Origin of the sequence: Bacillus swezeyi (genome assembly GCF_030908325.1) — a bacterium.
Lineage (GTDB): Bacteria > Bacillota > Bacilli > Bacillales > Bacillaceae > Bacillus > Bacillus swezeyi.
This window is the reverse complement of record NZ_CP133085.1, coordinates 676,060-701,438: the sequence shown is the minus strand read 5'-3', so window position 1 is coordinate 701,438 and position 25,379 is coordinate 676,060. Positions and strand designations below refer to the sequence as shown.

Annotated in this window: 30 protein-coding genes, 7 tRNA genes and 4 pseudogenes; 8 read left to right on the top strand and 33 right to left on the bottom strand. The window is 40.1% G+C overall.

The genetic code is table 11. The features are described from left to right. Positions 1-435 precede the first annotated feature (435 nt). Positions 436-1,842, bottom strand: a complete 1,407-nt coding sequence (locus tag RBH91_RS03245) for a right-handed parallel beta-helix repeat-containing protein (RefSeq protein ID WP_307893457.1) — start codon at positions 1,840-1,842, stop codon at positions 436-438. A gap of 530 nt (positions 1,843-2,372) precedes the next feature. Here RBH91_RS03245 and RBH91_RS03240 point away from each other — a divergent pair. Beyond that, positions 2,373-2,468 (top strand): annotated as a pseudogene (locus RBH91_RS03240) (hypothetical protein); the annotation flags it as partial. Positions 2,469-2,500: 32 nt separating this feature from the next. Here RBH91_RS03240 and RBH91_RS03235 read toward each other — a convergent pair. The 3 genes and pseudogenes from RBH91_RS03235 to RBH91_RS03225 form a co-directional block, all read right to left on the bottom strand. After that, a complete protein-coding gene (locus RBH91_RS03235; RefSeq protein ID WP_307893456.1) occupies positions 2,501-3,094 on the bottom strand; it encodes a YdeI/OmpD-associated family protein in 594 nt (197 codons plus the stop codon). A gap of 81 nt (positions 3,095-3,175) precedes the next feature. After that, entirely contained in the window at positions 3,176-3,568 is a 393-nt protein-coding gene (locus tag RBH91_RS03230) for an SRPBCC family protein (protein WP_239693634.1), read from the bottom strand. 93 nt (positions 3,569-3,661) lie between these two features. After that, a pseudogene (locus tag RBH91_RS03225) lies at positions 3,662-3,895 on the bottom strand (ArsR/SmtB family transcription factor); the annotation flags it as partial. Between the two features lie 283 nt (positions 3,896-4,178). On the opposite strand from RBH91_RS03225, the gene RBH91_RS03220 reads away from it, so the two are divergent. Then, positions 4,179-5,288 (top strand): Rap family tetratricopeptide repeat protein, encoded by a 1,110-nt coding sequence (locus RBH91_RS03220; protein ID WP_307893455.1) that lies wholly within the window; start codon positions 4,179-4,181, stop codon positions 5,286-5,288. 6 nt (positions 5,289-5,294) lie between these two features. Continuing rightward, a complete protein-coding gene (locus RBH91_RS03215; protein ID WP_307893454.1) occupies positions 5,295-5,543 on the top strand; it encodes a hypothetical protein in 249 nt (82 codons plus the stop codon). Between the two features lie 39 nt (positions 5,544-5,582). On the opposite strand, the pseudogene RBH91_RS03210 reads toward RBH91_RS03215, so the two are convergent. The 5 genes and pseudogenes from RBH91_RS03210 to RBH91_RS03190 all read right to left on the bottom strand — a co-directional run. After that, positions 5,583-5,720, bottom strand: a pseudogene (locus RBH91_RS03210) (lipoprotein); the annotation flags it as partial. Between the two features lie 167 nt (positions 5,721-5,887). Next, positions 5,888-6,146, bottom strand: a pseudogene (locus RBH91_RS03205) (MFS transporter); the annotation flags it as partial. Positions 6,147-6,204: 58 nt separating this feature from the next. Further along, a complete protein-coding gene (locus RBH91_RS03200) occupies positions 6,205-6,822 on the bottom strand; it encodes an FMN-binding negative transcriptional regulator (protein ID WP_307893453.1) in 618 nt (205 codons plus the stop codon). A 16-nt stretch (positions 6,823-6,838) separates the two neighbouring features. Further along, positions 6,839-7,357, bottom strand: a complete 519-nt coding sequence (locus RBH91_RS03195) for a spermidine/spermine N(1)-acetyltransferase (protein WP_307893452.1) — start codon at positions 7,355-7,357, stop codon at positions 6,839-6,841. Between the two features lie 25 nt (positions 7,358-7,382). After that, the gene (locus RBH91_RS03190) at positions 7,383-7,835 is read right to left on the bottom strand and encodes a MarR family winged helix-turn-helix transcriptional regulator (RefSeq protein ID WP_307893451.1); all 453 of its coding nucleotides are present in this window, start codon (positions 7,833-7,835) and stop codon (positions 7,383-7,385) included. A gap of 117 nt (positions 7,836-7,952) precedes the next feature. Here RBH91_RS03190 and RBH91_RS03185 point away from each other — a divergent pair, with 117 nt between their 5' ends. Next, positions 7,953-8,597: a YczE/YyaS/YitT family protein gene (locus RBH91_RS03185; RefSeq protein WP_307893450.1), complete on the top strand. Its 645-nt coding sequence runs from the start codon at positions 7,953-7,955 to the stop codon at positions 8,595-8,597. 223 nt (positions 8,598-8,820) lie between these two features. On the opposite strand, the gene RBH91_RS03180 is transcribed toward RBH91_RS03185, so the two are convergent. Further along, on the bottom strand, positions 8,821-9,084 hold the full coding sequence (locus tag RBH91_RS03180) for a winged helix-turn-helix transcriptional regulator (protein ID WP_307894646.1): 264 nt from the start codon (positions 9,082-9,084) through the stop codon (positions 8,821-8,823). A 224-nt stretch (positions 9,085-9,308) separates the two neighbouring features. On the opposite strand from RBH91_RS03180, the gene RBH91_RS03175 reads away from it, so the two are divergent. After that, entirely contained in the window at positions 9,309-9,770 is a 462-nt protein-coding gene (locus RBH91_RS03175; protein ID WP_148958900.1) for a CarD family transcriptional regulator, read from the top strand. Positions 9,771-10,318: 548 nt separating this feature from the next. Continuing rightward, positions 10,319-10,483, top strand: coding sequence for a BC1881 family protein (locus RBH91_RS03170; protein ID WP_307893449.1), 165 nt, complete (start codon positions 10,319-10,321; stop codon positions 10,481-10,483). A gap of 671 nt (positions 10,484-11,154) precedes the next feature. Here the strand turns inward: RBH91_RS03170 and cspC are convergent. Further along, entirely contained in the window at positions 11,155-11,358 is a 204-nt protein-coding gene (gene cspC / locus RBH91_RS03165) for a cold shock protein CspC (protein ID WP_003328189.1), read from the bottom strand. Positions 11,359-12,060: 702 nt separating this feature from the next. Continuing rightward, positions 12,061-12,189, bottom strand: a complete 129-nt coding sequence (locus tag RBH91_RS22570) for a molecular chaperone TorD family protein (protein ID WP_404802487.1) — start codon at positions 12,187-12,189, stop codon at positions 12,061-12,063. Between the two features lie 153 nt (positions 12,190-12,342). On the opposite strand from RBH91_RS22570, the gene RBH91_RS03160 reads away from it, so the two are divergent. Beyond that, complete coding sequence (locus RBH91_RS03160; protein ID WP_307893448.1) at positions 12,343-13,371, top strand: Delta(5) desaturase DesA; 1,029 nt, start codon at positions 12,343-12,345, stop codon at positions 13,369-13,371. A gap of 199 nt (positions 13,372-13,570) precedes the next feature. Here the strand turns inward: RBH91_RS03160 and RBH91_RS03155 are convergent. The 8 genes from RBH91_RS03155 to RBH91_RS03120 all read right to left on the bottom strand — a co-directional run bounded on the left by RBH91_RS03155 (position 13,571) and on the right by RBH91_RS03120 (position 14,785). After that, positions 13,571-13,653, bottom strand: a tRNA-Leu gene (locus RBH91_RS03155). 19 nt (positions 13,654-13,672) lie between these two features. Next, a tRNA-Leu gene (locus tag RBH91_RS03150) sits at positions 13,673-13,755 on the bottom strand. A gap of 11 nt (positions 13,756-13,766) precedes the next feature. After that, positions 13,767-13,842 (bottom strand) — tRNA-Lys (locus RBH91_RS03145). Positions 13,843-13,851: 9 nt separating this feature from the next. Continuing rightward, positions 13,852-13,926: transfer RNA gene (locus tag RBH91_RS03140), tRNA-Gln, on the bottom strand. A gap of 17 nt (positions 13,927-13,943) precedes the next feature. Continuing rightward, positions 13,944-14,015, bottom strand: a tRNA-Glu gene (locus RBH91_RS03135). Positions 14,016-14,043: 28 nt separating this feature from the next. Next, positions 14,044-14,134: transfer RNA gene (locus RBH91_RS03130), tRNA-Ser, on the bottom strand. A 2-nt stretch (positions 14,135-14,136) separates the two neighbouring features. Next, positions 14,137-14,211 (bottom strand) — tRNA-Asn (locus tag RBH91_RS03125). A 115-nt stretch (positions 14,212-14,326) separates the two neighbouring features. Beyond that, the gene (locus RBH91_RS03120) at positions 14,327-14,785 is read right to left on the bottom strand and encodes a SprT family protein (RefSeq protein WP_076761274.1); all 459 of its coding nucleotides are present in this window, start codon (positions 14,783-14,785) and stop codon (positions 14,327-14,329) included. Between the two features lie 108 nt (positions 14,786-14,893). Here RBH91_RS03120 and cmpA point away from each other — a divergent pair, with 108 nt between their 5' ends. Then, the gene (gene cmpA, locus RBH91_RS03115) at positions 14,894-15,007 is read left to right on the top strand and encodes a cortex morphogenetic protein CmpA (RefSeq protein ID WP_094777318.1); all 114 of its coding nucleotides are present in this window, start codon (positions 14,894-14,896) and stop codon (positions 15,005-15,007) included. A gap of 6 nt (positions 15,008-15,013) precedes the next feature. Here cmpA and RBH91_RS03110 read toward each other — a convergent pair whose 3' ends face one another. From RBH91_RS03110 to RBH91_RS03050, 13 genes are all read right to left on the bottom strand, one after another. Next, the gene (locus RBH91_RS03110) at positions 15,014-17,176 is read right to left on the bottom strand and encodes a Tex family protein (protein ID WP_307893447.1); all 2,163 of its coding nucleotides are present in this window, start codon (positions 17,174-17,176) and stop codon (positions 15,014-15,016) included. A 78-nt stretch (positions 17,177-17,254) separates the two neighbouring features. Beyond that, positions 17,255-17,854, bottom strand: coding sequence for a PP2C family serine/threonine-protein phosphatase (locus tag RBH91_RS03105; RefSeq protein ID WP_307893446.1), 600 nt, complete (start codon positions 17,852-17,854; stop codon positions 17,255-17,257). Continuing rightward, a complete protein-coding gene (sigB, locus tag RBH91_RS03100) occupies positions 17,851-18,642 on the bottom strand; it encodes an RNA polymerase sigma factor SigB (protein WP_076761325.1) in 792 nt (263 codons plus the stop codon). The genes RBH91_RS03105 and sigB overlap by 4 nt, the downstream gene beginning before the upstream one ends. Next, positions 18,608-19,087, bottom strand: coding sequence for an anti-sigma B factor RsbW (gene rsbW, locus RBH91_RS03095; protein ID WP_076761271.1), 480 nt, complete (start codon positions 19,085-19,087; stop codon positions 18,608-18,610). Before rsbW ends, sigB begins: the two co-directional genes overlap by 35 nt. Continuing rightward, positions 19,087-19,413, bottom strand: a complete 327-nt coding sequence (locus RBH91_RS03090; protein WP_307893445.1) for an anti-sigma factor antagonist — start codon at positions 19,411-19,413, stop codon at positions 19,087-19,089. Before RBH91_RS03090 ends, rsbW begins: the two co-directional genes overlap by 1 nt. A 57-nt stretch (positions 19,414-19,470) precedes the next feature. Beyond that, positions 19,471-20,478 (bottom strand): PP2C family protein-serine/threonine phosphatase, encoded by a 1,008-nt coding sequence (locus RBH91_RS03085; RefSeq protein ID WP_076761269.1) that lies wholly within the window; start codon positions 20,476-20,478, stop codon positions 19,471-19,473. 10 nt (positions 20,479-20,488) lie between these two features. Beyond that, on the bottom strand, positions 20,489-20,890 hold the full coding sequence (locus tag RBH91_RS03080) for an anti-sigma regulatory factor (RefSeq protein ID WP_076761268.1): 402 nt from the start codon (positions 20,888-20,890) through the stop codon (positions 20,489-20,491). Positions 20,891-20,892: 2 nt separating this feature from the next. Next, positions 20,893-21,258: an STAS domain-containing protein gene (locus RBH91_RS03075; RefSeq protein WP_026585995.1), complete on the bottom strand. Its 366-nt coding sequence runs from the start codon at positions 21,256-21,258 to the stop codon at positions 20,893-20,895. A gap of 3 nt (positions 21,259-21,261) precedes the next feature. Continuing rightward, positions 21,262-22,089, bottom strand: a complete 828-nt coding sequence (locus tag RBH91_RS03070; protein WP_076761267.1) for an RsbT co-antagonist protein RsbRA — start codon at positions 22,087-22,089, stop codon at positions 21,262-21,264. A 118-nt stretch (positions 22,090-22,207) separates the two neighbouring features. Further along, on the bottom strand, positions 22,208-22,558 hold the full coding sequence (gene ndoA / locus RBH91_RS03065; RefSeq protein WP_003179128.1) for a type II toxin-antitoxin system endoribonuclease NdoA: 351 nt from the start codon (positions 22,556-22,558) through the stop codon (positions 22,208-22,210). 4 nt (positions 22,559-22,562) lie between these two features. Then, positions 22,563-22,844, bottom strand: coding sequence for a CopG family ribbon-helix-helix protein (locus RBH91_RS03060; RefSeq protein ID WP_026585993.1), 282 nt, complete (start codon positions 22,842-22,844; stop codon positions 22,563-22,565). A 110-nt stretch (positions 22,845-22,954) separates the two neighbouring features. Next, positions 22,955-24,124 carry an alanine racemase gene (gene alr / locus RBH91_RS03055; protein ID WP_307894644.1) on the bottom strand — a complete coding sequence of 390 codons (1,170 nt, stop codon included), beginning with the start codon at positions 24,122-24,124 and terminating at the stop codon, positions 22,955-22,957. 226 nt (positions 24,125-24,350) lie between these two features. Further along, positions 24,351-25,367, bottom strand: coding sequence for a LolA family protein (locus RBH91_RS03050; RefSeq protein WP_094777322.1), 1,017 nt, complete (start codon positions 25,365-25,367; stop codon positions 24,351-24,353). Positions 25,368-25,379: the final 12 nt, after the last annotated feature.

Genomic DNA, 25,379 nt, shown 5'->3' with positions numbered 1-25,379 from the left:
GCAAGCCAGATTTTTAAAAGGTTAATTGAGAATTTCCCCATGTTGCCGCTCTCCTTATTTATTTCTCGGCTTTTAATGCTCCAAAAAAGCAGGCTTATGCCTGCTTTAAATCTTGCTCTATAAATGATCCAATTCAGCAAACCGACTTAGTCATAAAACCTGGGTAAATAAGCAATAAAATGAATACAGGAAAGCCGAGATTCCCGCCATTACATTAAATGTTCCCGTTTTATCATCCTTTGTTTTCAACATCATGAAGAACAGACCCGAAAAGAAAAATCCTATAAACCAGCCAATTGAGATTTGGACAAAGGCTAAAATGAAACCAATGATCCCTAACATTTGAAAAGCTTTAGGCACAAATTCGTTCAAAAATATTCCCACCTTTGATTCTGAAGGAAGTCTGCTCATGTCACTTTCTTAAAAAAATATGCTTTACTCAATGACAGATCGAGCTGGTGAATCTGGATCTAATGTAAAGTCATAAGACTCCTCGTCACGATACATCGGATCGGCATAAATAGAATCTGCATCATTATTTGTTGCGTTTTGATAAGACGAAAACGAGTCGTATTCATTCTTTTTCCAAATCCATAAGCCGTCTTTGCCGGCTTCCTTATGGTAAACGTTATGATTCACCGTATTCCCTTCATTTTTCGTGAAATCGTTCGCAATAAATAATCGCGAATCACTTGCTGTCATGATGTTCTTTTCGATTTTGTTATTTTTTGTATCGTACTGCAGCAGCAGCTGCCCGCCATACAGCCCCTTTGTATCATTGCGGTACACAATATTGTGAGAAATGACAGAATCGATGGTGCCTCCCCGCTCTTTGTCGTATCCGCCGATTGAAATACCGGTATAAGCGTTCTGATACACCGTGTTATCGGTTATTTGAATATCTGCGGCATATTTCCCTTTATGTTCAGACGTTGCTTCAATACCGATATCATTGCCGTAGACTGTGTTTTTCTTAATTTCAATACTTTGTCCTCCATCGACATATATGCCGCCAGCCGAGTAATCATCCCCATAGGCGGGATTTCCGTAAGTCGAGTTATGAGAAACCGTATTGTTTTCTACGACACCGTTGCGCACAAAATCATTTCGATCCGCAGTTCCTTCATAGCCGATAAGATCAATACCGATGTTGTTATTGTCACGGACCACATTGCCCGCAATCGTGAAACCGTCGATGTTTCCATTTAGCACAACCGCTTCACTCGCTCCGAGTGTCAGTTTTTCCACCGTATTGCCCTCGATCTTAATGTCTTTCATGCTGCCAGTTCCATAGACCGCAATTCCGTGGGCATTGCCCTCATCCGCTGTTGTCTTTATATCCCGGACATGATTGTTCTTAATGGTAATATGACTGCTGGAGCCTGAAACGTAAATTCCCATGGCGGTTGCTTCTTCGGATGAAACAGAAAGATCTTTCATTGTCAGACCGCTGATTGTGATGTACTGTTTATTGTGAATACGAATTAACGGTGTTTCATATTCTGCGTCCGCAACTGATTCTCCGCTCATCACGACTTTTTCATTCTCATAGTTTCGGAATGTGACAGGCTTTCCGTCCGTCCCGCTATGCTTTACATCAAGTGTTTCATGATATGTACCTTCCCGAATCATGACGGTTGTGCCGGCAACAGCCTCTTTTGCGGCATGTGCCAGTGTATGAAACGGCTTTTCTTTCGTTCCTTCATTTTGATCATTTCCATCTGGAGAAACATATAAGCAGTTTGCTTGTTCGTCTTCATTCGCTCTTGTCTTATCATAAGCTAAGACGAGCATAACAGAAGCTAAAATACCTACTGATAAAATAAAATACAATACTCTCATCTTCAGCCCCCTTTTCTAATAAAAATGGATTGCATCACAATTATAGGCTATCCATTTATGGAAAACCATCTCAAAAATATGAACATGGTGTTTATGAATCTCAAAAAGGCTGTCGAGAAAATCTCGGCAGCCTGAACGGCATAACGGTGGAAAGGTGCATCATCTGTCAACAATTCAGGAAGTAAAAAGTCTAGATTAAGAACTTATGATGCTGAATGAAGAAGAATAGGTGATTAAACCTTATGGAAAGAACAAAGAAATTTCATATGGATTTTACAAATAACAGCGGAATGGAGAGTTTTGAGCTAAATCCCTCAAGTTGAGGGCTTTTTTTGTTTCACTGCACCACAAACAATCATCACTTCTGTTCCATCAATATCTGACCTCAACAGCTTTCCAAACCTCGATATTGGAAGATGCGGACACAATCTCACAAAAACGTCTCCCGCTCAAACACATGACCATAGAGGATACTCGTCTCGATCGTATCCCGGTTTAGTATTGCCGCGTAGCTTTATTAAAAGAATGCAACAATAAAAGAACGGCTAGGACATGCTTCTATAAAGATGACAATAGATGTTTACGGACACCTTTTTCCAAATAAACAAAGTGAGGTCATATCTTAAAGTTTGATTCATTTATTTTCTCATCGGATATACTAATCCTTTAATCCCTTTCCATCGAGAATTTTCTGTACATATTTTTCAACCCTTGACACTCGAGTTTTGGATTGTTTGGCTTGAGAAAAATAAAGAATGTATGCTCTTTGCCGCCCCGGGGTCAATGCTTCAAAAGCAGTTTTCAGGGCAGGGATTTCATCGAATTTATTTTGAAGTTCTTCTGGAATGATGAATTCCGTATTCTCTTTAAAATTCACTTCCAAACCGGCTTTTTCAACTTCAACAGCTTCATGAATATAGGCTTTCAAGATGGGTTCCATTTCAACTATCTCTTGAACATTGGTGAACCGAATTTGGCGCGCCGCCTGTACATTCTCCGTTTGTTGGATGAGAATCCCATGGGGATCCTTTAACAAGGCGCCTTTGTGAAACAGAAGTGCACAATATTCTTTAAATCCATGTATTAAAACGACATTTTTTTTATTTAACGTGTAGCAAGGATGCATCCACTTAAATTCTTCGGTCAGCTCACAGTCAAGAACGATATTTCTCAACTGCTTATATTCTTCCTTCCACTTTTCAGCTTTACTTAAAAAGTCATCAACCTTAGGATTCATTCTACTATTTTTCATCAAGGAACAACCCTCTTTCCGAGCAGTTTCTTTTTTCTTATATGTTAGCTAATACTTAAAAACAGGTTTAGAGTTTTGGTCTTACATTTCCTCTAACAATTTTTTAAGTTCTTCGCCCATTCTAACCCAACCATATTTCGCACCATTGAACGCTTGATCTTCTTTTTCGAATCCTGTGTGTTCAAGATGTAAGTAGGTTGTTCCATCCTCATGCTTTAATGTCCATGTGACTGTAGTGTTTATCCCGCCGCCTACCCAAGTGTAAGATAACTGATAAGGCTCGTCCACTTCAAGAACTTCGGAATCAATAATTAAATTCCACTGTTCATTCCGAAACTGAAATTTATGTCCGACGACAGGTTTAAAGTCATTAGCCATGATCCATTTTGCAAGAGTATCTGTATCTGTTAAGGCGTGCCATACCTTCTCGATCGGGCTCTTAAAATGAAAATCTTGTGATACTGTTAAACTCATTTTTTGTTCCTCCTGTAATATTTGGTTTAAAATCAACATTCTTCCACTCCAGAATTTCCTGTAAAACGCTACCCAGTCCTCAATTTCTTTCAATGGGGCAGCATTCAGCCGATAACGCGTTTCCCTGCCGACCTTTCTGCTGATGACGAGATCAGCCTCTTTAAGAATGGCCAAATGCTTCGAAACCGCAGTACGCCCCATTTCAAAATGAACGGTCAACTCTTTGAGCGGCACTTCTTCCACGTCCGCCAACAAACGCAGCAATTTGCGTCTTGCTGGGTCAGCAATGGCTGCATAAATATCACGCTCTTGATTTTTTTCGTACAAAATCCACTCACCCTTAATTGGACACTAATCGGTGTCTTGATTATAGGACACTAATTGGTGTCACGTCAATTTTATTTTTGACATCACGGTATTGTTTTATTCTCCTATCATCAACTATAGGTTCCTTCTTTATAGTAAAAGAGTAAACAGTTCATAGCAAAAAAAGCCTTATTGCGGCACACCGAAAACTTTCAATTTTTTAATTCTCGAAATCGAGAAAACATGTTAATATATGCAATATATGGATATAGAGAACGTATTGATTATGAGAGGGGTTTGCATCATGAAACAAAAAATTCCATCGGAGAATGTGGCAATAAAAATTAATGAATGGTATTCGAAGATACGCAGAAATCAAGTCACAGACGCAGAATTCATTAAAGCCGAAATTCAACGAGATTTCGAGGAAATGGAAGAAGAGCAAACAGTATTGTTGTATTACTCTTTAATTGATTTCCGTCACAATATTATGTTAAGAGATTTGAAACCTAACGACGCAATTGACATTTCTGCTTCATTATCAAGTATTGAAACCAAAAAAGAGGACATGCAAAGCACCCAAATCGATGAAATGATTCACTACTACTATTGGTTTTTTAAAGGGATGTATGAATTCAAGCAACATAATTTCAATACAGCAATAACCTGTTACAAAATCGCCGAAAAAAAATTAGCCTCTGTTGATAGCGAAGAAGAAAAAGCCGAATTTTATTATAAGCTATCCGAAGTTTACTACCACCTCAGACAGAACTATATATCCATGAATTATGCCACAATGGCGATCGATACATTCAAAGCACATGAGACCTTAATAGAAAAAGAAATATATTGCTATTTCGTTATAGCCGGAAATCAAGTTGATACCATGAAATATAAAAACGCCTTAAAAACCTTACAAATTGCTTTACATAAAACTAAGAAAACGGATAATAACCACTTATTAGCGTCAGCTTATTTCAATTTGGGGAACTGCCATTTTTATTTGAAACGTTTTTCGGAATCATATGAACATATACAAAAGTCTTTATCAATATTTAAGAAAGAAAATTCTTCATATATACCTAAAGCTTTATTTCAGTTAATGTATGTTTGTTTAAAACAAGGGAATTTTCCAGAGGCACTAAGCCTTTATGAACAAGGTGTAGAGAATGCCAAGTCTATAAATGACAAATCCCATGAAGCGCAACTTAACATATTGAGAAAAATTTATTTTGATCATGGTTCTACAGAGGAGGAATTCAAATATCTTGAAAATAAGGGGCTGTATACAGATGTTGAGGAATTGGCTTTAGACGCGGCAGAATATTATAATAAAATTGGTAAACTTGAGGAATCAGTCCAATTTTACCGAAAAGCTATTCATGCAATGAATATAAACAAAAAGGGGAGTTGATTTTTTATGAAAAACAAAATTCTACTCTGTATTACTTTATTCTCTTTGGCCGCATTAACAACAATTCCGATTAAATTTACTACCCCCTCCGACTCTTACCAAATCGCTGGAAGAATGATTACATCATCATCGATCAATGAATTTCAAACTACCGGAAGAATGATTACATCATCGATCAATGAATTTCAAACCGCTGGAAGAATGATTACATCATCGATCAATGAATTTCAAACCGCTGAAAAAGCTATCACTTGAAAAAGCAGGCATATGCCTGCTTTAAATTTATTCTTAATTCTAACTTTCTAACTTTGTTTCTTTTCCTAATACTTCTTCATAATCTGGTGTTTTCCTATCAAGTCCCAAACGATCACGTTTTCCGTCTCCTGGCATATGATCAAGTTTCTGATATGAATCACCGACTTTTTCATAATAGCATTTGTAGTCATTCATTACACCAGTTTTCATCATTTTGGGCACAAAATAGGCACTGTTTTTAGGCTATAAATAAACCACTGAATAAGTATGTAATTATCCACATGTCACTAATGCCCTGTCTATTAATGAAAAATACAAAAAAAGAATAGCCTTTCGACTATCCTTTATTTCTTGCGGAACCAAATGACAATCGGTATAAGAACTAAGAATAATAGCCCTATGCTCAGAGATAGTGCGACATCACTTGTATTATTCATTATCATCCCTGAAAGAGCCCCGCCAGAAGCCCATGCTAATGCAGTAAAAACATCAAGTGTTCCTTGAACTGTCGCGCGAGTTGAAGGCTCTGTAGAATTAACAATTTGAGCAGTACCACTAATTAATCCAAAGTTCGCATCCCAATCCAATTAAAGAAAGAGCAATTGCTCCGTTCCGGTCCTTAATTCTTGCATCTGAGGATTTAATAAAAGTTGGCTTATATTTAATTTTTTAATCTCTTTTCCATCAGTTCTGCCATTTGTTTCGAATTTGGATTTCCTTCATTTTGTAATTGATCAATGATGTTCATATAATCCGTTTCATTTCGGTTCTGACTTAATTTATATGCAGCCTGAATTTCTCCCACCTTAATCTTAAATCCGACAATACCTTTCAGTTGACGTTCTAAGAGTTGAGGAGAAAGTTTATCCATTAAAATCGGATTTTCTCGATGTTTTTCGTATTTTCCCATCATTATTGTTAATCCTTCTAACAATTCATCTTTCTCTAAAATGCTTGCTTTACCATATACATGGACGGCTTGATAATTCCATGTTGGAACTTCTTCATGCCCATACCAGGAAGAAGAAATGTAAGCGTGCGGCCCCTGGAACATAACAAGCACATCTTCACAGGTTTCAAATGTTCTCCACTGAGGATTTCCATAAGCGATATGCCCAGTAATATAGTAATCATCGCCTTTTTTATTTAACACCAAAGGCAAATGAGCGGCGATTGGTTTCCCTTGTTCAGTTGTGACGATCGTGCCAAAAGAGTTTTTTTGAACAAAATCCAAAATTTCATCAACGTTTGTGACCTTAAAATATTTTGGAATATACATAATAATCCTCCTTCAGTTATAGGAGTGTTTTGGTCATTATAAAGTCCGTTTGTTCTTCATCCCCCATATAAAAAGAGTGGGCTCCGGTTTGAACAAACCCCATTTTCTTATAAAAAGCAATAGCATTTTCATTTTTTTCCCATACGCCAAGCCAGATTTTCTTTTTATTAAGTTCCAGCGCAATTTCCTCAGCTTTATTTAGCAGATATTTACCAAGCCCGTGTTTTTGACATTTGTTCTTGATATAAATCCTCTCGATTTCAAGTGATTCATCCCTCATTTTTTCAGACTGAGCATCATTGATATTGACCTTTAAATATCCAGCGACTTCATTATTTAAATAAACAAAAAAGAATTGCGAAGACATATTGGATAATTCTTTTTCCAATTGTTTTAAGTTAAATGCCCTTTCCAAATAGGCATTCATATTTTCGGGTGAATTCTGATGTTTAAATGTCTCATTAAATGTTTCATAACTAATTTCTTGAAGTTTGCGTGAATCTTCAAGGGTGCACTTTTTTATGTTTATCGTCATTTAAATCGGCCGCTCCTTTATCTCATCAATAATTTCTCTTGTTTCCCTTTTTGACGAATTCCCAGTCTTTTTCTATATTTTTTCTTACTCTTTGAAGAAGATTGAAGATGGTTTCCACTTCTCTTTCGGAAAATCCCTCTAATGCGACACGATTCGAATGATCATTTTCGCTTTTTATAAAAGGAAATACCTTTTTTCCCTTTTCTGTTGGAAAGAGTTTTTTTATTTTTTTGTTATGTTCATCATCTTTCCTTTCAATAAAGCCCTTCATTTCAAGTTTTTTTATTGCACGAGCTGCGGTTGTCCGGTCTACTTTAATCATCTCAGCTAGCTTTTCTTGAATGATTCCCGGGTTTTCACATATTCGGACAAGGTACAAATACTGCCCTTTTGTAAGGTCATGTTCTTTAAATTCGATATTGCTTATAGAATCTAATGCCCTGGCAATCATTCCAATTTCACGAAGAATGTCCTTCATCATTAACTCCCTGCGTACATATTTTTGTTGCAAATACAATAAAATTGGCGTAAATTAAATATAACCCAACTTTGTTGCATTTGCAATAAAAAAATAATGATGAAGAGGTCGAGTAAAGTGAAATATGTTTTTTATGTATTAGGAATTTTAATATTAACCCTTGGTATTTCTTTCACGATCCAATCAGACCTTGGCACTTCACCTTTTGATGCACTTCTGATAGGACTGTCTATCAATGTGGGGCTCACTGTGGGAAGTTGGGAAATCATAATAGCTTTAATATTGATATGCTGTAATTCATTTTTAAAAAGACAAAAACCGGAAGTTTCGGGGGTGTTAACAGCATTTATAACGGGTATGGGTATTGATATGTGGCTTTTTTTATTGCACTTTTTTGTAACACCTGAACGATGGTACAGCAAAGTTATTTGTTTTGGAATCGGCTTAGTTGTTATAGGATTAGGAACCGCAACATATTTACACACAAATTTCGCACCGATTCCAGTTGACCGATTAACATTAATCCTTCAAGAATTAACGAGAACAAATATATTTTTTTCCAGAACATTCATTTACCTCGTCTTCTTGATCATGGCTCTGATTTTAAATGGACCAATTGGCGTTGGAACTTTATTAACCGTTTGTTTAGGAGGGCTGATACTTAATTACTTTATGCCATTTACTGAAAAAGTATTGGACCGCATATTAACAAATTCCAGTACATTACCAAATGATGGTCAAGATAAAAAGCATTCAATATAGAATGCTCAGTTTAAAGAGAAAGCGGGGGTTTTTGAAGACGCAGGTCAAAAAAATCCCTCGTTTTTTATTTTCGCAGTTCAAAGACATATATAAGGGATTTCCTTCAGTGAAATAACCCGTGTATTGTATGAAAAGCTGCCCGAGATTTTTTCGACAGCCTTAGTAGACATCTTGTCTACTCTTCCAATATTATTCCTCGTCTTTAGCTTCTTCTTACTGTAAGTTAGTGGTCCGTAACAAACATTATATCTAACAATGGAATAAGTGAACAACCACGTTCAGATAATGAATATTCAACTTTTGGAGGTATTTGGGGAAATTCTTTGCGTATAATAAGACCATCTTCCTCAAGTTCTTTTAACATAACACTTAGTGTTTTAAAGGAAATAGTCCCAATACATCGCTTCAGCTCATTGAACCTCATAACCTTATTTTCAGACAACCAACATAAAATAATCATTTTATATTTACCACCTATTAAACTGATCTATGTTAATTAGTCGAGATTTCAGGATATACACGGACCAATTGACCTTTCCTTTATTGGAAATACGACACGTTCCCTATTATTTTGATGTTGTTTTTGCTTGATCTGATTTTTTAAAAAAATTTATTGACACCAAAAATATGATCATGTTATTATTGAATATTTGATAAAAAAACGAATATATGGTAATCTTAAGAAGGTTACCATATATGGAGGTGGATTATATGTTTCAAATTGGCGATAACATTGTTTATCCAATGCACGGAGCAGGTATAATTGAAGCCATAGAAGAAAAAGAATTCTTAGAGGAAAAACAACAGTATTATGTCATAAAAATGTCAATCAGTAATATGAAACTTATGATTCCAACGCGTAAAATATTGAGTTCAAGTATACGACCAGTTACTGATATACTTGCATTAAAACACATTATACACATTTTTCAGCATGGAGAATCAGATAGGTTACTGCCGTGGAAACAAAGGTATAAAGTAAACACGAACAAAATAAAAACGGGTGAAATACAAGAAGGCGCTGAAGTTGTACGTGATTTAATGCGTATGAAGAAAGAAAAAGCACTTAACGCAAGCGAAAAAAAAATGTTGGATAATGCATATGAATTTTTGATTAGTGAACTGGAAGTAATTAAAGGAATCACTGAAAATCAAATAAAAAGTTTCTGTTAAGGTTAATTATAGATAATGTATTGCATTCCAAAAAACATCCTGGATTTTTCGGGAATATTATGATTAAAAGTAAATCATTTCAAATACGTTCAACTTCTTCAACTTACTTTTAGAACATTAACCTCTTTTGTTATTCCTACAATCTAATCCATTTTTATTATTTAAATTTCTTCTACGAACATTAGAAGTTTTATCAAAAAATTCGATAAAATAGTCACTTGATTTTTGTAATCCTGATTCACACTGGCACGGACAAGGAGCCGTAAGGATGGAAGAGAGGTAGGGCTTTCATTGTTTTAGGTATATCTAAGTGATTATTTCCAGAAAAAAAATCAATCAATCCCCCTCTATCTTTAAGAATTTCTTATATCCACTGCGACAGTGAATAGTAATTGTTTATCTTCTTTTCATAAAAGAGATACACGAGTTGGTAACATCTAAATATATGGTCAACGATAAAAAATAACGAAATTTCTAGAACTAAAAACCATTTTTATAATTCATTTAACATAATAAGATTAAATGAAACAATAAGAGGGAGTGGAGATATGAAACACATGCCAACGCAAGAATTAAGTAACGAGTTAAAGAAGCGAAAAGGGGTTACTTCTATTAAGGTTGAGTCTTATGAAAAAATTGAAGTTGGTGGAATTCTTGTAGATGGACCAGCTGTTATTTTAATTAATCAAGAATACCTGAAAATGGTTGAATGAACGAAGAAAAGGATGATTCTTTACGAAAAGGGATGATCCTTTTTGTTTACTTCTGGTAATAATAGGATATGCATAAATTTCATCTGATGTGATGGATTAAAAGGAAGGAGAGTGTCGGAATTATCATGGATTACTTCTATAAAATAAAAATAGCGCCAACTTTATTTAATAGAAATCGGTACTTCGTTTAGCGTGACGCTTTTGGCGGATGGCACAAGACACATTTACGTTGGCTATTTTTTCTGAATTTCGTAAATGTTTTTGCTTCCTCGCTAAATAGTATTGGTCCCGAACTACGGCTACCAAGCATTTGGAACAGGAAAAGAAAAGATCTTAGCTGATAAACTTTCAATCAGAGGTTATCTGAAAATGGTTTGTAGGACTTGAGATTGTGAAGTCTTTTACTTAAATTAACGGGCAGGTTAGTGAAAAAAGAAAGAATAAAATGTAGTTGTATTCGAAAAGAAAAATAAATAATTTATATACATTCCGCATATTGTCAATCCAATATGTTATACTGTAAACAAACCTTTGAAGCTTTAAATCTTTTTCTATTACCTTGTACCATCTCCCTACTCGAACGTTGAGTAGGGTTTTTTATTGAGTATTATACAGAGAACATAAAAAAACAGGCCCTATATAAAGAGCCTGTTTGTATAAACGATTTAAGATTAAGCAGCTTTTTGAACGTTAGCAGCTTGAGCTCCACGAGCACCTTGCTCAACGTCAAACGTTACTTTTTGACCTTCGTCTAAAGATTTGAATCCGTCACTTTGGATTGCAGAGAAGTGTACGAATACATCGTCTCCATTTTCACGTTCGATAAAGCCAAAACCTTTTTCTGCATTAAACCATTTAACTGTACCTTGTTCCATTTTTGTTGCCTCCTAGTGCGTTACCACACATTGTATTACTATCCTTGCCCAAAGTATCATCAAGACGAAAAGTCGATATTCATACTATCCTTTACACCGAACAAAAATAATTCTTCTTTATCATAGCATAATACGGAAATAATTGCAAATTAATATTATTGTTTTATTCATGGTATCATTTATTAAACGTATGAATACCAGTGCAGCGGTAAGCAAAAATAGAAAATGTCAATAATTCTGCATCGAATTTATAACATCTCTAAGAGGCCTATTAATAACTATGGTTTGAAAACACCTTGAAAATGAATCGCGAGTGTCTTCAAACCTTTTTCTTTGCTTAATAGTACTTCATTATTGATTGTTAAAGATTTCTTTAAAAAGCTCAGCTGTTTCTTGTTCAAGTGCAAGATATTCTTTTAAAAGCAGGGCTGTTCACTGGTAAAGCTTTGTTTCTGCAGATGTTTCCAAACGGTCACTCATGGTATATCCCCATTTGCCAAGATGCTCATAAAAAAATAAAACTTGACCACAAATAATCTTCCTTTTCTTCATTACCACTTTCCAAAGCCTTTTTAATTAAGAAACTAGGAAATTCAAGCTCAATAGTAATATGGTCTTCTAGCTCTCTTTATTTTGACACTCAAAAATCAATCCATATTTACGGTAGTATTTCCTTACTTGTAATGTTTGTTCCTCAAACAATCAATGTTCACGGTCTAAATAAACCGGTTCCCATAGGGGAGCAGGGAGAGAGTTTGGCCCGATAAAGAGCCGGGTATAATCTTCATACGCCTTTTGTATCCCAGCTGGCTCTGCTAATAAAGATTTAATTGATCTGGAAATCAGTTTCGCATTTCCAATAATTTTACAAAGGGATGGGGAAGATAAGTATCATATATGGAGTATGACAGCTGGGACTTCAAAGGCAATAAAACGTTTTCTATACTTAGATTAAGATCATCAGGGAAGGGGAAACTTTAAAAAATGAATGAACAAAACCTAAGGACTTTGAGAAAACTGGTTACACCTTATGAAAAGTCCGATTTACAAAAAAGTATTTGTCAAATCATTAACACATTGGTACCATTTTTCCTGTTATGGTGTTTGGAATATAAGAGCTTGTCGATTTCTTATTTCCTTACATTAGCGATTTCTGTTGTTGCGGCAGGTTTTTTAGTGAGAACCTTCATCATCTTTCATGATTGCTGCCACTATTCCTTTTTTAAGAACAGAAAGGCGAATCGAATCCTTGGAACAATAACAGGAATTCTGACTCTGCATCCTTTTGATCATTGGGCACACGACCATTCTGTCCATCATGCGACAAGCAGCAACCTGGACAAACGCGGTACAGGCGATATTTGGGTACTGACCGTTGAGGAATATAAGGAAGCCTCAACTAAGACAAAAATAATGTACCGTTTGTACAGAAATCCGTTTGTTATGTTTATTATTGGGCCGATTTACGTCTTCGGGATTACCAATCGTTTTAATCGTAAAGGGGCAAAACGCAAAGAACGGATAAATACGTATGTAACGAACCTGGGGATCGTCGCTTTGGCAGCACTTTTATGTTGGGCTATTGGCTGGCAAAACTTCCTGCTGGTTCAGGTGCCAATTTTTATGATATCGGGATTCCTCGGAATTTGGATGTTTTATATTCAGCATACGTTTGAGGATTCTTATTTTGAAGAAGATGAGCATTGGGAATATGTAAAAGCAGCAGTTGAAGGAAGCTCTTTTTATAAGCTTCCAAAAGTCATGCAATGGCTAACAGGCAATATCGGTTTCCATCATGTTCATCATTTAAGCCCGAGAGTTCCAAACTATAAGCTTGAAAAAGTGCATAACAACACTGAACCATTGCAAAACGTTCCGACCATTACACTGGCAACAAGTCTTAAGTCGTTAAAGTTCCGCCTATGGGATGAAGAAGGCAAAAAATTTGTTGGTTTTAGCCACTTAAAAAAAGCTTCTAAAAGCCAAGTATCAGCGCGGCTAAGAACGGATTAAATAAACTTCCATAATCGATGATAAGGGGCAGTGTATCTTGCAGAATAAAAGTGCAGACTCGCGCAACGGTTTTGTGCAGAGGTCAGCACTTTTTTAGTGCCAAATACACTTGTAGACTCCACAATGCGGTATATTTGTTGCCCTATTTTCCGTAAAAAAAATAATACCAAAGGTGATTAAACCCTTGGTATTATTGGTATGCGGCCGAGAGGACTTGAACCTCCACGGGGTTGCCCCCACTAGGCCCTCAACCTAGCGCGTCTGCCATTCCGCCACGACCGCATGATATGTTGTTTTAAAGTGCGGGTGAAGGGACTCGAACCCCCACGCCATAAAGACACTAGATCCTAAGTCTAGCGCGTCTGCCAATTCCGCCACACCCGCATGAAAAACAATGGTGAGCCATGAAGGACTCGAACCTTCGACCCTCTGATTAAAAGTCAGATGCTCTACCAACTGAGCTAATGGCTCAAATAAAAATGGCTGGGCTAGCTGGATTCGAACCAACGCATGACGGAGTCAAAGTCCGTTGCCTTACCGCTTGGCTATAGCCCAATAATCCATATGAGAAATGACCCGTACGGGATTCGAACCCGTGTTACCGCCGTGAAAGGGCGGTGTCTTAACCACTTGACCAACGGGCCATATGAAGTCGGAATCATATTTTTCTAATGGCGGAGAAGGAGGGATTTGAACCCTCGCGCCGCTTACGCGACCTACACCCTTAGCAGGGGCGCCTCTTCAGCCACTTGAGTACTTCTCCATTGGCTCCACAGGCAGGATTCGAACCTGCGACCGATCGGTTAACAGCCGATAGCTCTACCACTGAGCTACTGTGGAATGATCAGACTCATTTCATTATATATATGACGACAAATTGTGTCAAGAAAACAATTTATCTTCATGCCTCGTCTTGCGACGGCTTTTATAATTTATCATAGACGAGCCTGATCCGTCAACCCTTTTTCGTCATTTCTTTTATTTTTCCTCCGCATTTGCCGCAAACATAGCGATTTGTATCCATAGCGCGCTTTCTCAGGAAAATTTGCCCGCATGACCCACACTGGTAGGTGCGGGTTTTTCTCGTTTGTTTTTTCGCGCTTAGCGGCGTGCAGAATCTTGGGGCTCCGACTTCATTTAAGAGCATTCTAAAATCCCTGTCCCGGTGTTTGTAGCCTTTTCCCTCGAGATGAAGGTGGTAATGGCACAGCTCATGCTTGATGATGCCTTCAAGCTCTTTTTGGCCGTGCTCCGCCAAATATTTTTTGTTCAGCTCGATATCGTGCGAGTGCAATAAATATCTGCCTCCGGTTGTTTTCAGACGGCTGTTGAAATAGGCCCGATGCCGGAACGGCTTTTTAAAATATGTCAGAGAAATCTCTTCAGTCAGCTGCTGCAATTGCTGATCGTCCATTGATTGTATCCACCTCATTTTCAAAAAGATCGAACGGGACAAATTCCCGCCGGCATAAACTAAAACAGAACCCACACTCTATGATCAGAGCCTGAGGAGGGATGAGCAATGCCGAATTGGCTCAAAAACCAGATGCAAAGAGCTTTTTACGAAAAAGATCATTATCAGATTAAATTGCTGAACCAATGCTGGTATTTTTATAGAAAAAAACACTGCTTATGAGCAGTGCTATTTTTCCTTCACCATTGATAATGACACCCTTCCTTTTGCAGCATCTGCATGCTCTACCCACACCGTTACGATATCGCCGACCGATACGACGTCAAGCGGATGTTTGACGAAGGAATGGCTGAGCTTTGAAATGTGCACAAGCCCGTCCTGTTTCACCCCGATGTCGACGAACGCACCGAAGTCGACGACGTTTCGCACCGTGCCCTGCAGCTCCATTCCTTCTTTTAAATCCTCAAGCTGGAGCACATCGGTTTTTAAAAGGGGTTTAGGGACTTCATCCCTTGGATCGCGCTCAGGCCTTGTCAGCTGGGCGCAAATGTCTTTCAGTGTGATGTCGCCGATTCCTAGCTGTTCAGCGGTTTCTGAAATATTCAATTCATTTATTTTGCCCTGAAGTTCGGCTGTACCGATTTGGTCTGTTGCAAGGCCAAGCTTTTTGAGCAGCTCTCTCGTTTCTTTGTAGCTTTCCGGATGGATGCCTGTGCGGTCAAGCGGTTCATTGCCGTCAGGAACCCTTAAAAAGCCGATACACTGCTCATATGTTTTCGCGCCCAGCCGCGGAATATCTTTTAATTCTTTCCGGCTGGTGAATTTTCCGACTTCATCCCTTTTTTTCACGATATTGGACGCAACCGATTTGGATAGTCCGGCTACATACTGCAATAGCGCCGCCGATGCCGTATTCACATTAACGCCGACTTGGTTGACCACGGTTTCGACGACAAAGCGGAGGGAGTCGTTTAATTTTTTCTGGCTGACATCGTGCTGATATTGGCCGACACCGACTGATTTTGGATCGATTTTGACGAGCTCGGCCAGCGGATCTTGAAGCCGGCGGGCGATGGACACGGCGCTCCGCTCCTCAACCTGCAAATCAGGAAATTCTTCCCTTGCCAGCTCTGAAGCCGAGTAGACGCTCGCTCCCGCTTCGTTGACGATCAGGTAGTATACCTTTCTGTCGATGTCTTTCAAAAGATCGGCGATAAACTGTTCCGTCTCTCTCGAAGCCGTCCCGTTTCCGATCGCGATGACTTCGATTTGAAAATCTTCCATGATGTTTTTCACTTTATCAATGGCGGCGCTTTTTTTATTGACAGGCGGATGCGGATAAATCACACCGATTTTCAGCATTTTCCCTGTTTCATCCACGACCGCAAGCTTGCAGCCCGTACGGAATGCCGGATCAACCCCAAGGACGAGCTTTCCTTTCATTGGCGGCTGAAGCAAGAGCTTACGCAGGTTTTCGGCAAAAATATGAATCGCTTGATCTTCCGCTTTTTCTGTCAGCTCTTTTCTGATCTCTCGTTCGATGGACGGATGGATCAGACGTTTATAGCTGTCTTCTATCGCATCCTTCAGAATGTCTTTTGCGGTTGTTTGTTTATGTTTTAATATCCGCTTTTCCAAATAAGCTTGGATATGATCGGCCGGCGGTTCGACAGACACTTTTAAAATGTCTTCTTTTTCACCGCGGTTGACGGCGAGCACACGATGGGGAACGATTTTCTGTATCGGCTCCTCATATTCATAATACATCTCATAGATTTTCTTTTCGTCCGCTTCGGCGTCTTTTGCCGCAGATTTCAAGGTTCCTTTTTTGAAGGTCTCTTGGCGGATCCATCTTCTGAATTCAGGTTCATCAGAGATTCTTTCAGCGAGGATGTACTTCGCCCCTTCAAGTGCTTCTTCCGCGCTCATCACTTCTTTTTCTTCATTTATGTATTGCTTTGCTTCAGCTAGAATGTCTTTATTCTGAGGCAGAGCGATGATGAAGTCGGCCAATGGCTCAAGCCCCTTGCTTTTGGCGATTGTCGCTTTCGTTTTCCTTTTCTGCTTATAGGGCCTGTATAAGTCTTCTACTTCTTGCAGCTTGTCCGCTTTTTCAATCTTCTGTTTCAGCTCGCCGGTCAGCTTGTCCTGCTCTGCAATCAGCCGGATGACTTCTTCCTTTCGCTGATTTAAATGCTGAATGTATCCCCAGCGTTCGGAGATCGTTTGAATTTGCACTTCATCCATGGAATCTGTTTGTTCCTTGCGGTATCGCGCGATAAATGGCACGGTATTTCCGTCTTCCAACAATTGAATGACATTGCCGACGTGCTTTGCGGCCAGTTCCGTCTCTTTTGCGACTTGTTTGACGATTAACGCTAAAGTATCCATTGTAGCCTCCATAAGAATGTTGTCTTCTTAGTGTACCAAAAGATGTTGAAAAACACCTATATCAAAAGGACAGCTCCTTTAAAAAAGCTGTCCGATGATATAGGTCAGATCGTCTTTTCCCATCAATGTGTATGCTTCAAGCTGATTTGAAATATCTCCGGGCGAATGGTGCTGTTTTAAATAAGTCCGAAGGGCGGGAACGTCCAAACCGTCTGAATGGATGATGAACTTTGACCCTTTTTCATAAGTATAGGTGAATGTTTTGTATGTTTGCGGTTTTCCCGACATGTATCCCGTTACAGGGAGAGGATAGATATACTTGTCTGAAGGAGCGTACAGGATAAAGCGAATATTGCCTACTGAGCTGTAAGCGATTGTCCTCGTTTGAAAATCGGCTTTTAAAATCGAGACAGTCGCACCGCGCTTTTGCTTCAGAGCTTGATTGCATCGTTCCATCAGGCTTGCGACATCTTCATCCCCATGCTCTTTGACAACCTCGCTGATTGCTGAAGAGGATTCATAAGCCAGCGCACCGCTGCCAAGTCCGTCGGCCAGCGCACATATCATTCCTTGGTCAGTCGCATTGAAATAAAAGCTGTCACCGCAGACGGATTTCCCTTCTTTGGGCAGCTGATAGACAAGTGCGTGAATGTGTTCATTCGACTCAGTCCAGATCATTGCTTCAACTCCATCAAGGGATCTTCCGCCAAAGCTTCCCTCAGCCGTTTGACAGCTTTCCGCTGCAGTCTGGATACGTGCATTTGTGATATGCCCAATATTTCTCCGGTTTCTTTTTGGCTTTTATTTTCGATGTATGTCAGCTCAATAATTTGCTTTTCCCGGTCGGAAAGGACGTGCAATACACTGTCAAGCATCAGCTTTTGGTTCACCTTTTCATAGCCTTCTTCCTGTGAGCCGACGATGTCAAGGATCGTCACCGTGCTGCCGTCGGCATCGGCTTCAATGCTGTGATCCACAGACAGCGCCTGATAGCTTTTGCCCATTTCCATCGTTTCCAGCACTTCTTCTTCCGTCACCCCAAGAAACTCGGCAATCTCCTCAACTCGGGGAGATCTTTGGGTTTCTGCTGTTAATTGATCAACAGCCATTTTAATCCGGGGCCCCAATTCTTTGATCCTTCTCGGCACGTGGACGCTCCAGGTTTTATCCCGGAGAAACCGCTTGATTTCCCCAACGATGGTCGGTATGGCAAAGGCTTCAAATGATTTCCCCATATCAGGATCATAGCGTTTGATCGCTCCGAGCAAACCGAGCATTCCGACCTGGCAAAGATCTTCGTGAAAGCTTTTGCCTTTTGAATATTTTTTAGCTAGTGTTTCCACCAAATTGGTGTAAGACTCGACAAGGGTAAGCTGAGCGTTTTCATCCTGGCTTTCCTGATATTGTTTAATCAGTCGATCGACTTCGTCTTTAGTTCGTTTCGTAGTTTTGGACGGTTGTGCCATCATCAACTCGCTCCCTGTTTAAGAACTTTGTCATCGAAACGGTTACGCCTGAGTCAATTTGCACATTCACTTCATCCATCAGCGTTTCCATCAAATATAAGCCGAGCCCTCCTTCTGACAATTGATCTACCGTATGCTCGGGAGAATATGGCCCAAGCGCCTCCTGGTCCCGAATATCGAAGCTGTCCCCCTGGTCTGCGACAACAATTTCGAGCCGATCCTCAAAAACGCCGAATCTGACGGAGACCTCTCCTGATTTATCCAGTTTGTAAGCGTGCTGCACAGCGTTCGTACAAGCTTCGCTTACAGCGATTTTCAAATCTTCGATATCATCATAGGAATACCCCATTTTGCTTGCAATTCCCGACAGGGTCAAACGAATGATTCCTACATATTCCGGTTTTGCAGGTGACTTCATTTCAATGTAATCAGCTGCTGTCTTCATTACAATCCACCCTCTGACTTTCCAGAAATATCAATGATGTCCTTTAAGCCTGTAATATCAAATAAACGGATCAAACGGTCAGACAAATTTTCAAGCACCAAAGAACCCCCAGTTCTGTTCACCGTTTTATATATTCCTACAAAAACGCCCAGTCCCGTGCTGTCCATATATGAAACGTCTTTCAGACAAACCTTTAGATCTTTTCCGTCTTCTGCGAGCGGCAGCAGCTCTTCCCGCAATGTGGGGGCCGAGTGGACATCAATTTCTCCCGCTACTTTTATCTCTACCACATGATCATTTTTTTTCGTATCGACTGCCAAATTCACAATATCACCTCTAGTTCTCTTAATCGCTACAGTTTTATTACCCGGCAAAGAGAAGCTTTAAACCTTTCTTTTTAAAACAATGAGGGTGAAATCATCATGAAGCCGAAATTCCTGAAGCTTAAGCAGATTGTCGTATATATTTTCAACCATTTGCTGTGCCGGTTCCCTCATATGTAAGCTGATGAGATCCTGAAGGTCAGCCTGGTCCAAAAAGCCGTTGTCCGTTCTGCATTCAGTAACTCCATCCGAAAAAAGAATAATCATATCGCCGATTTCAAGCTTCTGCTCATACTGTTCATAGTCATAATCTGAAGAAATGCCGAGAACGAGGCCCTTCGCATGTAAATCGTAAAATTTGTTTTCCCTGCAAGAATAATAAAAGCCAGGTTCATGACCGGCAGATGCAAACGTGAATAGGTGTTTTTGAAGGTGATAGTTGCCATAAAACATCGTAATGAACATGCTCGGATCGACATTTTGCTCGACGACCCTGTTCAGGTTTTTGAGCACCTGTGAAGGATGTGAGCCTGAATCCGGCAGGGAATCCATCGCATACTTGATCATCGACATGCATAATGCAGCTGGTATTCCTTTCCCGATCACATCTGCAATGGCGATACTGATCGATTCCTGGTCGCGGACAAAATGATAATAATCGCCGCTCATTTGTTTTGCCGGAACGCTTACCGCTCCGATCTCGAGCGCTTCGTCTTTCGGAATCGTTGTTTCAAGCAGCGTCTGCTGTACATTTGCGGCAATTTCTATTTCCGATTTAATTTCCTGCTGAATGCCTCTTAATGTCTGATGTTCTTGATAGGCCAATCCGTATCCAATCATCACTTCAATTAAAAAGTCGAGCGAATGGAACACATGGTCCGGAAGATCCGGATACAATTCAGACAGAACTTTTCGGTGTATGCTGATAATTTCTTCCGGCGGTACTTGATGTTCGATCGTTTTTCTGCTGAATTTCTGCCCTTGATAAAGGGATGTCTCTGTCAACTCAGATATATAACGGCTAAGCAGCTGACGATAGCGCTGCTCAATCACTTCCCTGAAATCCATTCCTTCCCTCCTACCGAAGCCACTTTACGGCTTGTATGTCCGTTCCATTTTCAGCGTCTGAATTCAATTCGAATTGATCCATTAAACGCTTTACTCCTGGGAGTCCGGCTCCAAGGCCGCCTGAGGTTGAAAAACCGTCTTCCATCACTTTACGGATGTCGGCAATTCCCGGTCCCTCATCCTCCGCAACGATTTTCAATCCCTTTTTCCCCCTTTCTTCAACCTGTTCAATACAAATTTGGCCTTTGCCGGCATATAAATAGATATTCCGGGCCAGCTCTGAAATAGCCGTTGTGATCCTGGCCTGATCAACCGTGCCGAATCCCAGTTCTTTTGCGACATTTCGCCCGAGCTGTCTGGCAGCTACAATATCCCACTCTGTCAAAATCTTTACACAGGACTGGTCTTTCATATCTATTCCCCCAATTCCCGCTGCAATGTCTCGAGCCCTTTTTCGAGATCAAGCGCCGTCTCGATCTCGTCCAAAGAAATGCCGAGTTCAATCAATGTCACCGCAACAGCCGGCTGTATGCCGGTTAGAACGACTTTAGCCCCCATAAGTTTTGACATCGCGATTACATCGCCCAGCACTTTGGCGATGAATGAATCGATGATATCCACCGAAGTCAGGTCGATCACAACTCCGTTCGATCCAGTTTCATAAATTTTATTGAGCAAATCCTCTTGAAAGTTCAGAGCGGTTTGGTCATCGAGCTCTACCTGAATGGACACCAGTAAACAATTATACAGTTTCAGGATCGGAATTTTAGGTACTCTCAAAGTCTATTCCTCCAATGAAACAATTTTTCTGTCCGTCATTTCCAGTGCGGTTTGAATTCCTTTTTGCAGGGTATTTTTTGTAATAACCTGGGTTAAATCGATTCCCAAATTGACAATCGTCTGCGCGATTTCCGGGCGAATTCCGACGAGCAGGCACTTGGCGCCGACCAGTCTGACGGCTTCAGAAGCTTGGATAATGTGGTGCGCAACCATCGTATCGACGACAGGCACTCCCGTAATATCGATTAAAACCACTTCGGAACGATGTTTGGCAACGCCGCTCAAAAGGTTTTCCATGATTTTTTTGGCGCGTTCTGTATCGATCGTTCCGACGAGAGGCATCACCGTAATGTTATCAAAGACCGGGATCAGCGGCGCTGAAAGCTCTTGTAAAGCGACCTTCTGCATAGCGACGGTTTTTTCCCAAGAAATAGCGTACTGATTTAAAATTTCACTGTTGATCGGTTCGATCAATTTGTCGATTTGCCAAATCAGATCATAGCACTGCTTGTCTTCAGGAACACCCTTGTTCATTTCATAGTAAAGATGCTTCCAGAACGCCGCCAGCCCTGAGGACAGAAGCTTTAACGGAATACTCCTCTGCACGGCTTTAGAAGAAAATTGATAAATCGTGTCGATCACGTTTTCATCATCAGCCGCTGAATAATTCATTAAAATATGAATATATTCATTGCTGATCGTCTGATACATGTGCTCAGTCAGTTTTGCGTTCGATATTTTTCCGTTCATTTCTTTCAGAATACCTGCCAAATTTTCAGAAAGTTCATTTTGGTGTTCTGAAATAAACTTTAATACCGCTTGATTCGACATGTTCATCCCCCTAACTACATACGATAACAATTTTTGGACTAACATTATCATTATATCGTTTGTTATTTTTGAACACAAAAAAAGTTGCTCTTTCTCATCGAGCAACTCTGTTCTCTTATTAAAAATCAATAAGTGCCAAACTGATTTGTAAGGCTTCGTTGACTTTTTCCATCATTTCATCATCGAGATGAGTGATTTTGTCCGTTAATCTTTGCTTATCAATCGTCCGAATTTGCTCGAGCAATATAACGGAATCTCTTTCAAAACCATAGCGTTTCGCATCAATTTCGACGTGGGTAGGTAATTTTGCTTTCTGTATTTGGGCTGTTATGGCTGCAACAATAGCAGTTGGGCTGAAGCGATTGCCGATGTTGTTTTGAATCACTAAAACCGGGCGCACTCCGCCTTGTTCTGAGCCAACAACAGGAGATAGGTCAGCAAAATAAACATCGCCGCGTTTAACAATCAAATGATTATCCTCCGCTTACTAAGCGCTCTACTGTGTTTTCAGCCTCATACTCTGCAAATTGTGCCTCAGAAGAGATGTTCAAATTGATTTTTGCCATCTCCATATAACCGCGTCTCATCGATTCCCGAATTTGTCGATTTTTGCGTTCGCGTAAATACATTTTTGTGGCTTGGTAAATCAGTTCATTTCTGCTCCCGTTATCTTGCATGACGACACCATCCAGTTCTGATACTAAGGCTTCTGGCAAGCGAATCATAATTTCAGTTGTAGCGCTGGATTCAGACAAAAACATACACCTCCACCAAACTTACGGATACAACATGTTATCCATTCCAATCATAATCATATCACTATTCGATCCGCAAGCAAAGCTGTTTTTCCGCTTATTATTTATTTTCAAATATGATTTGGCAAGATCGGATTCCTTATTTCCATTATACTCCCATTTTCCAAAAACATACGGGGGACCCGTGAACTTATCATACATGTGATTTCATAATTAATCGTCTGCAGTTTTTGAGCGATTTCGTCGACTGATATCCATTCGTCTTCTTGTTTTCCGATTAATGTCACTTTTGTGCCGACAGGATATTCTTCATCAAGAGAAATCATGAACTGATCCATGCAGATTCTTCCGGCAATCTTCTGCCTTTTTCCATCTATCAGCACTTCGGTTCCTGCAAGGCGGCGCAGCCACCCGTCCGCATAACCGACCGGTACGGTTCCGATCCATTCGTCATGCTCGGCGGTATACGTCGCTCCATAGCTGACGCTTTCACCTTTCTTGATTGTTTTCACGTGGGAAAGTTCCGTATGGAGCGAGAACACTTCCCGCAGAGGAAACGGGAGCTCGTCTTTTATTTCTGTAGATGGTGACAAGCCGTACATGCTGATGCCGAAACGAACCGCATTAAAAAGCTGTTTCTTAAAACGCAGACCAGCGGCGCTGTTTGATGAGTGCACCATTAAACGGTCAAGCGGGAGGGGTTTGGTCAGTTCTTCAAAACGGTTAAGCTGCATGTTGAAATAATCCGTATCTGTTTCATCGGCTGTCGCAAAATGAGTGAAAACGCCTGTGCAATTGAGCTTTGAGCTCGATTCTGCCATCTCCATCATTTCTTTTATGTCCTCTTCCGTTTTGCAGCCGAGTCTCCCCATGCCCGTGTCGATTTTCAGATGAAACTCAAGAGGGGGATCGACCCCATCCAAGAAACCGAGCACTTCTTTCAGCCATTGGACGGAATAGCCCGTTACAATAATCCTCTTTTCTGCGGCAATGCCGGTGTACTCAGGCGGCACTGCACCAAGGACGAGAATCGGTTCTTCTATTCCTTCTGCTCTTAGTGAGAGCGCCTCATCAAGTAAAGCAACGGCAAGAACTGACGCTCCTTCTTCAAGAGCCGCCTTTGCCACTTGTGCACTTCCATGACCATAGGCATTCGCTTTCACGACGGCCATCAGATGAACATGCTCGCCAATATGCTGTTTCATATTGCGGACATTTTCTTTTAAAGCCGTTAAGTCGATCTCCGCCCAAGTCTTCCTATAGAATGGTTTTAAGCTCATCATGACACTTCCTGTTCCTTGTTTCAAATCATCTTCCCCCATCATACTAAAAAAGCAGGGGAAAGGGAAATTTTGCACTGTGTATGATGCCGCAGCCCAACAAAAAGTTCTTGGTTCCATATACATTTTACGGAAAACCGGCCGAAAACATACACCGCAGGCATTAAAATAAAACAGCCTGTTCTCCGTATATCGAAGAACAAGCTGTTTGGACGTTTAGTCTAGTCTACTTGGATGACTGGCCTTGCATGCTTTTAGCAACCATCAGAAGTTCATCTTGGGAAAGATCCTCTGATGAGATGAAATAATCGACTCCGTCATATGTCCAAGAAACCGATTTGTCTGTCAAAACACCGACTGTAAATCCGAGATTAACCGGTTCACCGTTCATGGAAACCGAAGCGGAAGTTTTGGCAACACGGGCTTTTTCCTGGATTAGAGTGAATGATTTTTCTCCGCCGTATGTGATGATGATTCTTTTCCCGTCATCTGTCGTCACCTCTTTCTCTTCCAGCTTTTTGACACCCTGCGGCAGATCAAGCGGCGTTTTGACGGCAAATGAATCCGACGGCTCAGCGCTTGTGGTGACATCTATTTGAGAAAGCGTCATGTTTTTCTTTTCATCAAATGAATCTTTATCAAAAGGTTTATTAAATTCAAAGCTCTTGAATTCAACTTTTACCATGGCTTTGCGGTCTGTATCCATCACTTTGACAGATTGAGGGGCCATATTTTTCTTATGGAATACGATTTCTTGTGTAGGCAGCATCTGGTTATGCTGATAGTTTGTCTTCGTTTCAAAAATATACTTTGAATCCTTTGCTGAGAAGGAAGCTTCTCCATCATTTTTAATATCTTTTACGAGCGATTCAAACAAATAGACCTGGCTGCTGTTGTTGGGCCAATCACTGTGAAATCGGAAGCTTTTGTTCAGGGACGGTGTCAATACAAACACGCCGTTCTCATTCCGCAAAATCACCTGGCTCTGGTCTTTCTTCGGATTTTCCAAATAAACCCGGTAAAAAGAAGGTTTTTTATGCCAGATCTCTACATCGTACTCTTGCGGTTCATTTCCCGTTTCAATCGTCATTTTTGCTTTTGCCTTATAGGACGTGTATTCTTTTGCCTTCTTGTCAAGCCCCGTCACAACATCTTCTTGCGATTTTTGGCCGCAGGCAGAAAGCATAAAGACAACAAGCAGCCCCGTTAAAAGCAAAACAAAGCTTTTTCTCACCTTTTTCAACCCCTTTTTAAT